We start from the raw sequence: 14,165 nt of genomic DNA, 5'->3' as shown, positions 1-14,165 counted from the left end.
AAATTCTAAAATCCATTTTTTCATAATCTACCTACTTCACTCCAATCAAAAGCCTTGCTCCGATAATATCATTGTTGTTCATGTCCTTGCGGTAGCCTTCCGACTGGTATGCCCATCTAGAGCTCACACCCCATAGTTCTGTTGCTTCGGGTCTGGATGGATCGCCGCCATGGAGGGGGTTGTTGGGTTGCCAGAAACTCGACCAGTTCATGCCTTCGGCCATTCCGGTTCCGTGGCCAAACCGCTTGATGAGAGTGAATGTAAAACCGTCCTCGGTCCAATAGAACGCGTGTTTGTGGTAATTCATGTAGATCAGGCCGTTCTTGTATTTCACCAGATTGGCGGAATGGCCGCCCATTAGGGGATTGCCCTTATACTTGGTATAGGGTCCAAGAAGGTTGTCCGAGGTGGCCACCCCGTTTAGAGTCTTGTTGCTGCTTTTGCCTTTGCCTTTGTAGTACATGAACCATGTACCATTGAAGTGCTCGATGCGGGGGTTCGCCACGAACAGGTGATCCCAAGCCTCGGGATCGTCGATTTCCGGCGTCAACAGCAACCCCTCGTGGGCATAGGTCCATGGCCCCTCCGGCTGGTCTGCAACCAGGGCGGCGATTCCGCACCGACGCTGGCGGTAGTCCTTTGCGTTCGTCGTCATGGGCTCATAGAAAAGATAGAATTTTTCATCATGCTTGATCACATCCGGAGCCAGTCGCTCTGCATCGTCCATTGAACCCTTTTCGCCCAAGGGAATCTTTCCTCTGTCGAACCATAATTTTCCATCCTTGGAATTCATATAGGTGGTAACGCTTTCACTCTTTTCGGCCTTCTTGTCACCTTGCGGAATATCGATGATCCACATGTGGAACAGGTCGTTGTGATAGATGATTTTCGAAGGGCTTTCCTGCCAGTCCCCCATTTCATAGTCATCACTCATGACCTCGATATAGTCATGCTCCAGCCGGATATCCTTCAGTTCCGGCGGCATTCGCCTAGCGACCTCCGGATCCGCCTTGGAAAGAAGTGGTGCAACCTGGTCTTTCAATTCCAGCCCGTCATTGCCGCTCCCGCCTATCCCATTCGCTTCCTCGCCATAGGCACTGAGGCTTGTGAAAACAAGGGCAACCATTGAATATTGCAGTGTTCGTTTCATAACGCTCTCTCGATTAAATATTGAAAACTAGCGCATGAAATTACCAAATACAAGCGCTTGCATATAAATTCTTCCGTGCTATGGTCTGCAAACATGAAAAACCTATTGCATACCACCTGCCTTCTGGCCGGTCTACCCCTCACCTCTGCCCTAGCGTCTGACTTCTTTGTGTCGCCCACCGGCAGCGACACCAACAACGGATCGTTTGCCCAGCCCTTTGCCTCCATCCAAAAGGCCGCCAACACCATGTTTAGCGGCGACACCTGCCACATCCGCGCCGGCACCTACCGCGAAACGGTTGCGCCGCCGCGATCCGGCACCTCCACGCTGCCGATTCGCTATCAGGCCTATTCCAACGAAAGCGTCATCGTGACCGGTCTTGATCTGGTTTCAGGCTGGAGCCTCCTCTCAAACGGCATCTACCAATGCGCCGCCCCAACGGAAGTCACCCAGCTTTTTTCCGACGGCGAGCTGATGGTGGAAGCCCGCTGGCCGAATACGGACACCGATTATTTATCGCCCACACTCGCGCTCGTCGATTCCGCTAGCATGGGGGCCTACAACCAGCCCTCCACCCTGACAGACGCCGGCCTTGCCCCATTCCCCGACGGCCACTGGAACGGCGCAAAAATGTGGTATCTCCCCGGCTCCCAATGGGGTGCCGGATCAACCACGATCACCTCGCATTCCGGCAACCAACTCGACTTCCTCAACACCAGCAAGGTGTCCGCGCTGCAGATCGAGACAAATAGCAAATACTTCCTTTACGGCACCCTCAATGCACTGAATGTTCAAAAGGAATGGTTCCACGACGCCGGCCAGCTCTACTTCAAAGCGCCCGGCGCGGCAAACCCATCCGGCCTAAGTGTAGAGGCGCGAACCCGACGCTACGGATTTGATCTGGGCTGGCGCAACTATACTGAAATCCAAGGACTGACCCTTCGTGCAGCGACGATTACCATGAAGGGCGAACACAATCTGGTGGAAGACTGCTCGATCCTCCACCCCACCCCGTTTTTCGATGCGGCCATCTGGCAGGGCGACGACGGCGTCGAGCTGCATGGTCAAAACAACACCATCCGCCGAAGCGAGATTGCCTGGTCGTGGGGCGACGGCGTATCCCTCAACAATTCGGCCGTCAGCAACACCGTCGAAAACTGCCTGATCCACGATTGCAACTGGGGCGGCGGATGGTCGGCCCCGATCCGCACGCTCGGCACCGGCCACGCCTTTCTGGGCAACACGATCTACAATAGCGGCCGCAGCGGCATCCGCTTCCAGAAAGCCACCCGCCTGCGCATTGAAAAGAACCACATATCCCACATGGGCTGGCTCACCAAGGATCTCGGCGCCATCAAGACCGGCGGCACCGACGGGCTCGACACCGTAATTGCCTACAACTGGGTGCGCGACCACAACTCCGCCGCCTGGTGCACCGGCATCTACCTCGACAACTCCAGCACCAACCACATCGTCCACCACAACGCGGTCTGGAATTTCGACAACGGCATCCGCATGAACAAGTTCGGCACCGGCCTCTACGTCTACAACAACACCATGTTTAACAGCGCCAAGGAGTCGATGGCGCACTATGCCCCCGGCGGAGAAACCTACGACGGCGTACTCACCTACAACAACCTCTGCACCACCGGCCCCTTCCGCGGCACCGACCTGCAAAACAACCTGCAGGACGACCCCGCCAACATCCTCTATGCAGGGACGGAACACGGCGACTTCCGAACCCTGGAAAACTCGACCGCCATCGACTATGGGCGCAACATTCCCGGCTACACCGAAGGCCATGCCGGCGCCGCCCCCGATGCCGGGGCCTACGAATTCGGCGGCGCCGACTGGATCGCCGGCATCGACTGGACGCCCGATTGGAATGCATTGCCAATCCCCGCCTTCACCATCTCCGGCACCACCTTCGACGCATCGCCCTCAACCGATGCCGACGGCTTCATCATGCGCTACGACTGGGATTTCGGCGATGGCACCACCGCCTATGGAAAAACCGCCAGCCACTCCTTTGCAACCACCGGAACCTACTCTGTTGTGCTGACCGTCATGGACGAACTGAACGGAACAAGGCAAACCACCAACAGCGTCACCATCGGTGCCGCTCCCGTTGTCGGCATCTTCAACCTTGGCACCGACCTCTTCATGGAATCCGACGGCACCAAACACGACACCGACACCCTGCTGGCCGGCAAGCCGCAGTCGGGCACCAACGTACTCGATTCCCGCCGCGCATTCCTCCAATTCGACCTCTCCGCACTGCTTGCCGAACCGATCTCCAACGCGGTTCTTCGCCTCTACCACATCGAAGGAGAAAACGACACATGGGGCAACGCTCAGATTTACCCGGTCACGTCAAACTGGACAGCACAAACCGTAACCTACAGCCACCCCGTCGGTTCATCACTTGGCGTGCTGGTTGGCAAAGACGGCCCGTTCAACCAATACCATGAAATGAATATCACCCCGCTTGTTCAATCCTGGCAGAACGACCTCTCATCGAACCACGGGATCAGCCTCCGCGGCGCCGAGCCCTTTTCCCTCACCGCCAAATATTTCCAATCCTTGGAAGGCGTCCATCCGCCCCAACTGAAAATCACCTATGCCACCACATCCGCGGGAGTGCCGGTCTCCGAAGCCGCCATCGAACCTCAGGCCATCCCCGCCCTCACCTGGTTTTCAACAACGGAAGCGTACTACACCATCGAACGCAGCACCAACCTGGTTTCCGGCGAATGGCTTCCCGTCGGCTCAGCCATCGAAGCCACGCCGCCCGCCAACACCTTTCACGACCATAGCTCGACCAACGCCGCCTTTCCTCTCTTCTACCGGGTATCCACACCATGAATAGAATCAAACCCATCCTTGCACTGCTGCTCATCTCCGCCCCGGCCTGGGCGACGGACTACTATGTATCGCTATCGGGCAGCGACACCAACTCCGGCACCTTTTCACAACCCTTCGCCACCATTCAGACGGCGGCCAACGAAATGGATCCCGGCGACACCTGCCACATCCGCGCCGGCACCTACCGCGAAACCGTTATCCCGCCCTCTCGGGCCACGAGCGCCGCACTGCCCATTCGTTACCAGGCCTATCCCAACGAGACCGTCACCATCACCGGGCTGGATCCCGTCTCGGGATGGACGCACCACACGGGATCGATCTATCGCTGCGCCGCCCCCGCGCCCGTCAGCCAACTGTTTGTGAACAACCAGTTGATGTTGGAAGCGCGCTGGCCGAACTCAGGAATCAACCATCTGGCACCAACCAACGCCGCCATCGAAACGGCCACCAGCATTGTTCCCGGCGGCGTCTCCACCTTTTCCGACAGCGCCCTCTCCGCCTTCGCCAATGGCCACTGGAACGGCGCAAGAATGTGGTACGTGCCCGGCTCGGAATGGACCTCCACCTCCACCCTGATCAACGACCACACCGGCAATCAGCTCACCTTCACCAACACCAGCACATCCAGCTCCATGCAGCCCGAGGCCGGTGATCCCTATTTTCTCTATGGCTCGCTCAAGGCCCTCGATGCACCGACGGAGTGGTTCTATGATGACGCGGCCGGAACCCTCTATCTGTGGGCGCCCGGCGGCATCGATCCCAACACACTGACTGTCGAGGCACGCACGCGGCGCTATGCCTTCGACCTGAAATGGGATCGCGACCATATCGAGATCGGCGGGCTTACGCTGCATGCGGCCTCAATTGTCAATGCATCGACCAGCGACCATTGCCTGATTGAAAACTGCCGGTTCATGTATCCCACCCCGTTCTGGGACACCAAAATCTGGGGGGTGGACGGCGGCGTCTTCATCAAGGGTTCAAACAACACCGTGCGCGAATGCGAAGTCGGCTATTCATGGGGCGACGGAATCACCTTCAACTACAACTCTATCAGCAACACCGTGGAAAACTGCCTGGTTTACGATTGCAACTGGATCGGCGGCCTCTCCGGCGGCATACGTGCATCCGGCACCGGCCACCAGATCCGCAAAAACACCGTTTTCAACACCGGGCGAACCGGCATCGTTTTTCGTGGTTGCAAGCAGACCCTCATCGAGCAAAACCACATTTCCCACGTCGGCTGGCTGACCCACGACCAGGGCGGCATGATGACCGGTGGCCTTAATGGCGAAGGAACCATCATCACCAAAAACTGGGTGCGCGACCACAACTCCGAAGCGTGGTGTACCGGCATCTATCTCGACAACGACAGCAGCAACTACCTGGTGCATCACAACGTGGTCTGGAACTACGACAACAGCATGCGAATGAACATGTCCGGCGTCGACAACCAAGTCTACAACAATACCTTCTTCAACGCCTCCCACGAAAGCATGGGCCACTACGCCCCAGGCGGCGAGGTCTACACCAACGTCCGCACCTACAACAACCTCGCCACCGACGGCCCCTTCCGCGGCACCGACCTGCAGAACAACCTGCTCGACACCGAAGCCAACATCGCCTTTGCGGGAGCCGCGCACGGCGACTTCCGAACCTTGGAAAACTCGACCGCCATCGACTATGGCCGCATCATTGCCGGTATCACCGACGGCCATGCCGGCGCCGCCCCCGATGCCGGGGCCTACGAATTCGACGGCGTCGACTGGGTTGCAGGAATAGACTGGACACCCGACTGGAACGCCCTGCCCGTTTCTTCGTTCACGAATAACGGCACCGCATTCGACGCCTCCGCCTCCACCGATTCCGACGGCTTCATCATACGCTACGACTGGGACTTCGGCGACGGCACCACCGGCTACGGAAAGACAGTCGTGCACGCCTATGCCTCCACCGGAACCTACAAAGTGGTGCTGACCGCAATGGACGAGCTAAGCGGCACCAGCTCCGCCACGAACACCGTCACCGCCGGCGCCCCCCCTCCTCCGCCCGTGGTCGGCATCTTCGACATCGGCACCGATCTGTTCATGGAATCCGACGGCACCAAGCACGACACCGCTACGCTGCTCGCCGGCAAGCCGGTTTCGGGAAGCGATCCGCTGGACGCCCGCCGCGCCTTTCTAAAATTCGACCTTTCCGCCCTGCTCGACGCCCCCATCTCCAACGCCGTGCTGCGCCTCTATCATATCGAGGGGGAGAACGACACCTGGGGCAACGCCTACCTCAACACCGTCTCCTCCAACTGGAGCTTTGACAGCATTTCGTGGGATCACCCCATCGGCTCATCACTCGGCGTGCTGGTCGGCAAGGAAGGCCCGTTCAACCAATACCATGAAAAGGATATCACCGCCCTTGTGCAAACTTGGCAGGCCGACCCCGCCTCCAACCACGGCTTCCGCATACGTGGCGACGAATCCCACGGTATCAACGCAAAATATTTCCAATCACTGGAAGGCGCCCGCCCGCCCCAGATCAAAGTCACCTACGCCGCAGCAACCGCCGGAATCCATATTTCCAACGCCACGCTCGACACCGAATTGCGCCCCTCCATTTCCTGGCCGTCCACCACCGACGCCTCCTATTCCCTCGAACGCAGCACCAACCTGCTTGCCGGCACATGGGAGGCCATCACCAACCTTTCAGCCACCCCGCCCACCAATCTTTTCTCCGACCCCTTCGCCACCAACCTCGCCTTTCCCCTTTTCTACCGCATCGCCACGCCATAAGCCCCCAAAAACAGCACCCTTATCCCGGAACAAAAACTATATACAAACGCTTGCATAAAAAACTGAATTCGCTATATTCCGACAATCGACTCATCAGGATCGCATCATTCATCACCCAGAAACAGGAGGAGAAAAATGAAAAAAACACAAACCCTATTAACCCTGCTCATAGCCGTAATGCTGACCGGAGCGGCCATGGGCGACACAGGCTACTGGAACGGAGCCAGCGGCACCGACGTCAACTGGATGACGACCAACAACTGGATCAATGGTCTTCGACCCACTAGCGCAGACAACGCCAACTTCCGCGCCCGAACGGGTGGCGCAGAAAACGCACGGGGAGAACTGACCAATGCCGTGACTATCGTCAACTTGTTGACGGGAGGAAATGGCGCTTTGAGTACCCAAGGCATCCCGGCGCTCACACTGAAACCCGGCTCCGAACTGACCCTCACCGGCATCGCCCACATCGGATATTCACTGATCCAAGATAAGGTTGAAGCCATCGGCGAACTCAACATCGAGGCGGGAACCCACACGATTGCTAACACCCTGAACATTGGCAATGCGGCGGGGACTTCCACAAACGATGCAACCGGTACGCTAACCATTGGCAACGCCACCCTGAACGTAAATAATACCACCAAGATAGGGACAGCAGGCGCCTCTGCCCCGGCCTCCTCCACCGGCACACTGCTGATCAATCAAGGAGCTACGGTCAACATGACAGCAGGCGGCGCACATACGCTCTACGTGGGTGATTATGGCACCGGTAATCTGACCATGAACGGCGGCACGCTCAACTTTATCGGAGAGACCAAGCAAACGTTTGCTGGATATCGGGCGGGCTCCACGGGAACCATCGAGTTTAATTCGGGATCTATCAATGGAGCCCATAGTATAACCATCGGAAAAACAGGCACAGGAAACCTCGTCGTTAACGGGGGCATGCTCTCCTTCGATCCATTAAAGACGCTCCTCGTCGCCACCGACGCCGGAAGCACCGGCACTGTCGAGGTGGTTGACGGCGTCCTCAATCTGGGCAAGGAACCCACCTTCGGAGCCGGAGAAGGCATAGTAGACGTCCAGGGCGGGTTTTTGATGATCTCGGACGGGGCCTGGAGAAAAGCGGCCATCGAAGCCCAGATCAATGCGGGACAAATCACCGCGACCGGAGGTGGTTCTTCCGTTGCAGATGACGCGGCTTACACGGCGCTCTACACAGCAGGAACGGGATCTACCAACCTGACGGAATTCATCACGCTCAAATGGGGCATCACCTCCTCCGAGCCCCGGACCAACGCGGTCTGGGCGGTGGACTCCACCCTTCCCCCAGATCCCACAGATCCTTACGATGCCTGGATGGCGCCCCACACCAACACGCTGAGCGAAGCTGAGCAGGCCAAGGATGCCGATCCGGATGACGACGACATGGACAACCTGCTTGAGTACGCATTGGGCGGCAACCCGACCACCAACGATGCCGCGGCCATCCAACCCACCTCATCACTGGTCGGCAATGAGCTGGAATATCTCTACAACCGCCGCACCAACCATGTTGCGCTGGGGATCTCCTACTATCTGGAGCTGACCCCCAGCCTTGTCAATACGGCCTTCACAAATGATGTCTCGGCATACACAGAAATCGGGGCTTCTGATCCAACCGGCGAGTTCGAAACGGTCACAAATAGGGTTGGCACCGCTGCAGATTCCGCAAAATTCATCACATTAACCATCGAAAACTAAACGGGAGAAAAACCATGAAGAGAACCACAACAGCCACCCTGCTCGCCACCCTGCTGTTCGCGGGAACGGCCATGGGACAAGCCACCCGCTACTGGAATGGAAGCAGCGGCGTGGACAACAACTGGGAAACCGCGGCCAACTGGGATACAGCACCGGTGCCAGGAGACAACGCCAACTTCCGGGGAAAAACGGGAGGTGCTCAGGATGCCACGGCGCAGCTTTCCAGCGCAGCAACCATCGGCGATCTGCTCATAGGCGGCGTAGGAGCGGCCAGCACACAGGGCACCCCCACCCTGACCCTGAAGTCAGGCTCGGCACTCTCCGTTACCGACGATACCCAAATCGGCTTTTCGCTGGCGGGCGATTCGTCGGCCGCCGTGGCGCAGCTAAACGTCGTTGACGGCACGCACAGCTTCACCGACCTGTTCAACATTGGCAATGTGGCGGGTGTCGGAAATGCCAATGCGGCAAACGGCTCAGTCACCGTGTCAGGCGGCAGCCTGAGCCTTGCGGCTATCGGAAAAATCGCAACCCGCGGGGCGACCGCAACCGGCGCATCTTCGGGAACGCTCACGCTTGAGGGCGGCCTGCTTACCAGCACTAAAACCGGAGTCGGCTTCTATGTCGGCGACTATGGCAATGGAATGCTCACGCTGGACGGCGGGAACGCAACGTTCGCCGGCAATGTCAACGTGGCTCAACAGTCGGGTTCCTCGGGAACCATTAGCCTGCTGGACGGCAATCTACATGCCAACACCGTAACCTTGGGAAGCGGAGATGCATCCCTCGAAATTGGAGAAGGCTTCCTGACCATGAATCTGAACCGAAACGGGTTAGTGGCGGGATGGATCGCCGGCAATGATGTTTCCGCCGTAGGAGGCATCGTCGATGACAGCACATTCACCAGCGTCTACGCATCGGGCCTTACCACCGTAACCAACGGCTCCTTTGTCCTAAAATACGGCTATGACACCGTCAATGCTGAAACCGCCCTTTGGTCGCAGGCCATTCCCGAACCGGCCACGATCAGTTTTGTCCTGCTTACCGGATGCGGACTTTTAGCCGTGCGTCGCATTATGATTTAGGAACGGGATTCCAATCATTGGAAAACCGCTCCATCGGGGCGGTTTTTCTGTTACAACACACCAACAACGCTCTGGATCAAAAGGAGAACAACCATGCTGAATCGAAGACACATCATCCAAACAGGAGCTATCGCGAGTGGTGCAACCTTGGCGGGATGCATGAACCCACGAGTAGCCAAAGTACAAGTTCCTTCCTACCTTAGGGGATATGAGGATTTGTATGTGTCCGATCCGCGCCAGGCGGCGGTGCAATATTTCCGCGACGCCAAGTTTGGCTTGTTCATCCACTACGGCCTCTACAGCCAGCTCGAAGGTCACTGGCAGGGCGAGCATTCCAAACCTGCCGAGTGGGTGCAGTTCCGCGGAAAGATCCGCCTCGATGAATATGCCAAGCTGGCCGACCGCTTCACGGCTGAAAAGTTCGACGCGGATTTCATCACCGACATGGCGCTCGGCGCGGGCATGAAATACATCAACCTCACCACGCGGCACCACGACAGCTTTTGCCTCTTCGATTCCAAATACACCGACTTCAAGAGCACCAACAGCGCGGCCAAACGCGACCTCGTCGGCGAACTATCCGAACAATGCCAAAAGAAAGGCCTCGGCTTCTACCTCTACTATTCGCACGGACGTGATTGGAAGCACCCGCACGCCCCGAACAACGACGGCTGGGGCGGCGCGGCGCGGCCCAAATACGACCCGCCCGAACCAACCTATGCCACTGGCGACGACCACGACCTGCAGCTTTATGTCGAGTTCATGAAAAACCAGGTCACCGAGCTGCTGACCAACTATGGCCCGATCGGCGCCATCTGGCTTGACGGCATTGGAACGCCAATGTCCCGCCCGGAAAAAATTGATCAATTCAAGAGCCAGGAGCTGTATGACCACATCCACGCCCTCCAGCCGCAGGTACTCGTTTCCTACAAGCAGGGACTGCTGGGCACCGAGGATTTCAAGGCACCTGAACGCCACTTTAAAGGCGAGTCCGCTGTGCCGCTTGAACTCTGCGACACCCTCCAGCCCTATTCATGGGGCTACGACAGCCGGGACGATGCGGGCCACAAGACTGCTGACCAGGTGATGGAAATGCTCGAACGCGCAAAGGCCATGAGCGCCAACCTGCTGCTCAACACCGGCCCCCTGCCCGACGGCTCCATCCACCCAGACGATGTCAAAACGCTAAGGGAAGTCGGTCGGCGCGTAAAAGGATAAGCCCCTAATGATTAAATACCTCCTGATTGCTGGGCTGGTGGCCTCAACCGCCGTCCGGGCGACCGATGTTTATGTTGACCATTCCGCAACTGCAGGTGGCGACGGAAGCTTCGCCTCCCCTTTCCAGACGATCCAGGTTGCAACGGACACCATGACCGGCGGCGATACCTGCCACATCCGCGGCGGCACCTATCGTGAAACGCTCAACCTCACGGCCAACGGCAGCAGCGGCAGCGAAATCACGTTTACCGCCTACCAGGACGAGAACGTCGTCATCAGCGGGCTCGATCCGCTCGCGGCGACATGGACGCTGGGATCAAACGGAATCTGGCAGACCTCCGTCAGCAACAACGTTCACCCGTTGCTCACCAACAACTGGGCCATGGTCTTCATCGGCGACACCCCCTGCGTGGAAGCACGCTGGCCCAACATGAAATACACCGAAAACTGGATCGAGGAAAAGAAGTGGGCGCAGCTCGATGAAGGGCCCACCGAATATGGGAAACTCGTCTGCAGCCAAATCGGCGCCAGCGGCCTTAACTTCGACGGCGCGACCCTGCACATGAAATGGCTGAAAAACGACTTTGCCTCACGAACCGTCACCAACCATACGCCGGGACAGGACGCGGTTTTCTACCCGCAGAAACACGATCACGGCAATCCTGACAATATTCCGAAAGGCCACGGCGGCTACGACCCCCGCTTCTACATCGACGGAAAGCTTGCTCTGCTCGATGCGGCGGAAGAATGGTTCTATGACTCCGCCACCCAGACCCTCTACCTGAAAACGCCCGGCAGCATACATCCCGCCGGACTCGACATCGGAATCAAAGCACGCCGCTACGGAATCGTCGCCAATGAGATTGCATTCACCCGCTTCGAAACGATCAACCTCTTCGCCTCCAGCTTCCGCTTCGGCGAAGAAAAGGGAGATCTGTGTCGCAATATTACGCTGCGCGACTGCTCGGTGCTCTATCCCGACGAAAACCATTTCATCGACACAGAGGCCATCGGCAAAGCCGATCTCGGCGATATTGCCCAGCCGCTCTTTTGCGTGGAGGACGGATGGATTGAAGAGTGCGAGTTCGGCTGGTCGGAACACCGCGGGCTCAGTGTCTGGGTACGCGGCACCACCATCACCAACTGCGTCTTCCACGACACCGCGCTCAACGGCCAGATGAGCCAGAGCGGCGTGCGCGTTCAATACGGCTACGCCAATCCGTTTGCGGGCAACAAAGCGAACACCATTACACACAGCACCGTCTACAACAGCGGCGGGGTTGCCATATACCACATGGGGCCGGGCCCCAACGAAGTGCTCTACAACCATTGTTTCAACGCCGGGCTCTATGCCGGCGACATCTCGGTCCTCTACCTCCCCTACGGCCTGAAAGCCGGTGGCACGGTGGTGGCCCGCAACTGGGTGCACTGGGCACCGCACGGCCTCGGCATGCGCTGCGACACGCTGGGCAACAACATCGCGGTTCACCACAATGTCGTCTGGGATTGCAACCGCGGTTGCAAGTGGCAGGGATACGGCCCGTTCCAAGTGAACAACAACACCTATTATTCCGAGCACCTCTTTTTTGACGGGAACGACGAAACCAACGGCGTGGACATCATGAACAACAGCGATGTCATGAACAACGTTTTCACCAACCGCCTCTATTTCCGCACGCCCGATCTGGATTATGCCTCCCACCCCGACGAGAACAACGGCCATTTCAAACGGAACGTTCAAGTGAACAAGTTCTACGCCGGCAACATCTACGACACCACCAACCTGTTTATTTCCGTCGAGCGCAACACGTTTGATCTGCGGCCGAAAGCCGGCTCCGTCCTGATCGACAACGGCGCCGTTGTGCCGGGCGTCACCGATGGCTATCAAGACACCGCGCCCGACATCGGCGCGTATGAATACGGTGGCGAATACTGGGTTCCGGGAGCCGACTGGCTGCCCGATGGCCGGACGGCACCGTACACCATGGCCGAAGCAACGGAACTCGCGGCCCGCATTCTCGCCGGAGAAACTCAAACCCCTGAACTACAGATTGAATATCTGATCGTGGCAGGAGGCGGAGGTGGCGGCGCCCGGGTCGGCGGCGGAGGTGGCGCGGGCGGGCTGGTTCATAATTTTGGAAATCCATTCACCTTGGATGCCAGCACCTACCCGGTCGAGGTTGGCGCAGGCGGTGCGGGCGGCAGCGGTTTTTCTGACGGAGAGAATGGTGGAAGCAGCTCCGCATTCGGACAAACTGCATTCGGCGGTGGAGGCGGCGGACAACGCGGAGCCTACGATGGTCTCGCGGGCGGCTCGGGCGGTGGTGCGGGGTACGATGGAATCGGCGGAACCGGAAACCTTGGCCAAGGTTTCAACGGAGGCGACGGCAACGGCTTCGCGGGAGCCGGCGGTGGTGGCGGAGCTGGGGCACCCGGCCAAGGCGGCAATGTGGGCGACTGGCACAATGGCGGCAACGGCGGGGCCGGATTCGGCGCTGGCAGCCCGCTTGGAACAACCGTCGGAGATAATGGAATATTCGGTGGTGGCGGCGGAGGTGGTTTCCGCTACGAGGGAGGAACCGAAACCGCCGGAACCGGAGGCATGGGCGGCGGCGGAAACGGGGGCGATGTAACCAGCGGTTTTATCGGGGCACCGGGACTCCCCAACACCGGGGGCGGCGGCGGGGGCGGCAGCAACGATCGTCCCGACGGAACCAATATCTGGCACGACGGGGCGGCGGGCGGCAGTGGTGTCGTGGTGCTCCGCTATCCCAAAAGCCCGTACTACGATCAAGCCTCCGGCGGCCTCGAAGTTGATTTCTCTGACGGCACCAACACCTATCGAATCCATATCTTCACCTCGAACGGCACCTTTACCGTCAACGAAACTGTTACCGCAAACGGAACGCCGCTCGCTTGGCTGGAACAATATTATCCCGGCATGGATCCCACGGAAGCCGACGAAAGCGATACCGACGGAGACGGGCTTTTCGCGTGGCAGGAATACATCGCCGACACGAATCCCACGAATACCGCATCTGTGCTGAAGCTTACGACCATCCAGCCCGAGGCGGGCGGAATACGAATCGACTGGCAGGGAGGCGGACAGGCGCGGCAGTACCTCGAATACACCGCAAACCTACCGGCCAACACCTGGGTCGCGATCTATACGAACGAGCCTGTCACAGCGCCGACCAATATGCTAGTCGACTCGAATGCTGGAGGGAACCCCGGCTTCTACCGAATACAGGCGGAACGTGTTGAATAACGAATACCGAACAGAGAACGCCGAATAAAGAAGGCCTTTACTTCATT

The 14,165-nt window shown here is 58.4% G+C and carries 7 protein-coding genes; 6 read left to right on the top strand and 1 reads right to left on the bottom strand.

Annotated features, from left to right (window positions below; all coding sequences use genetic code 11):
* Nucleotides 1-31: 31 nt before the first annotated feature.
* The gene (locus SCARR_RS01990) at nucleotides 32-1,150 is read right to left on the bottom strand and encodes a glycoside hydrolase family protein (RefSeq protein WP_136059853.1); all 1,119 of its coding nucleotides are present in this window, start codon (nucleotides 1,148-1,150) and stop codon (nucleotides 32-34) included.
* A 93-nt stretch (nucleotides 1,151-1,243) separates the two neighbouring features.
* Between SCARR_RS01990 and SCARR_RS01985 the strand changes: the two genes are divergently transcribed.
* The 6 genes from SCARR_RS01985 (at nucleotide 1,244) to SCARR_RS01960 (ending at nucleotide 14,118) form a co-directional block, all read left to right on the top strand.
* On the top strand, nucleotides 1,244-4,015 hold the full coding sequence (locus SCARR_RS01985) for a DNRLRE domain-containing protein (protein WP_136059852.1): 2,772 nt from the start codon (nucleotides 1,244-1,246) through the stop codon (nucleotides 4,013-4,015).
* A complete protein-coding gene (locus tag SCARR_RS01980) occupies nucleotides 4,012-6,801 on the top strand; it encodes a DNRLRE domain-containing protein (protein ID WP_136059851.1) in 2,790 nt (929 codons plus the stop codon). The genes SCARR_RS01985 and SCARR_RS01980 overlap by 4 nt, the downstream gene beginning before the upstream one ends.
* A 135-nt stretch (nucleotides 6,802-6,936) precedes the next feature.
* A complete protein-coding gene (locus SCARR_RS01975; RefSeq protein ID WP_136059850.1) occupies nucleotides 6,937-8,547 on the top strand; it encodes a hypothetical protein in 1,611 nt (536 codons plus the stop codon).
* Between the two features lie 14 nt (nucleotides 8,548-8,561).
* Nucleotides 8,562-9,632 carry an autotransporter outer membrane beta-barrel domain-containing protein gene (locus tag SCARR_RS01970; RefSeq protein WP_136059849.1) on the top strand — a complete coding sequence of 357 codons (1,071 nt, stop codon included), beginning with the start codon at nucleotides 8,562-8,564 and terminating at the stop codon, nucleotides 9,630-9,632.
* Between the two features lie 93 nt (nucleotides 9,633-9,725).
* A complete protein-coding gene (locus SCARR_RS01965; protein WP_136059848.1) occupies nucleotides 9,726-10,850 on the top strand; it encodes an alpha-L-fucosidase in 1,125 nt (374 codons plus the stop codon).
* A gap of 7 nt (nucleotides 10,851-10,857) precedes the next feature.
* Complete coding sequence (locus SCARR_RS01960) at nucleotides 10,858-14,118, top strand: right-handed parallel beta-helix repeat-containing protein (RefSeq protein WP_136059847.1); 3,261 nt, start codon at nucleotides 10,858-10,860, stop codon at nucleotides 14,116-14,118.
* The last annotated feature ends 47 nt before the right edge of the window (nucleotides 14,119-14,165 follow it).

This window comes from Pontiella sulfatireligans (genome assembly GCF_900890705.1).
Classification (GTDB): domain Bacteria; phylum Verrucomicrobiota; class Kiritimatiellia; order Kiritimatiellales; family Pontiellaceae; genus Pontiella; species Pontiella sulfatireligans.
Note: the sequence above shows the minus strand (reverse complement) of the source record. Positions and strands in the feature narration are given on the sequence as shown.

Excerpts from the sequence above, each read along its gene's own strand:
- SCARR_RS01990 (WP_136059853.1), bottom strand. The coding sequence starts at position 1,150 with ATGAAACGAACACTGCAATATTCAATGGTTGCCCTTGTTTTCACAAGC.
- SCARR_RS01985 (WP_136059852.1), top strand. The coding sequence starts at position 1,244 with ATGAAAAACCTATTGCATACCACCTGCCTTCTGGCCGGTCTACCCCTC.
- SCARR_RS01980 (WP_136059851.1), top strand. The coding sequence starts at position 4,012 with ATGAATAGAATCAAACCCATCCTTGCACTGCTGCTCATCTCCGCCCCG.
- SCARR_RS01975 (WP_136059850.1), top strand. The coding sequence starts at position 6,937 with ATGAAAAAAACACAAACCCTATTAACCCTGCTCATAGCCGTAATGCTG.
- SCARR_RS01970 (WP_136059849.1), top strand. The coding sequence starts at position 8,562 with ATGAAGAGAACCACAACAGCCACCCTGCTCGCCACCCTGCTGTTCGCG.
- SCARR_RS01965 (WP_136059848.1), top strand. The coding sequence starts at position 9,726 with ATGCTGAATCGAAGACACATCATCCAAACAGGAGCTATCGCGAGTGGT.
- SCARR_RS01960 (WP_136059847.1), top strand. The coding sequence starts at position 10,858 with ATGATTAAATACCTCCTGATTGCTGGGCTGGTGGCCTCAACCGCCGTC.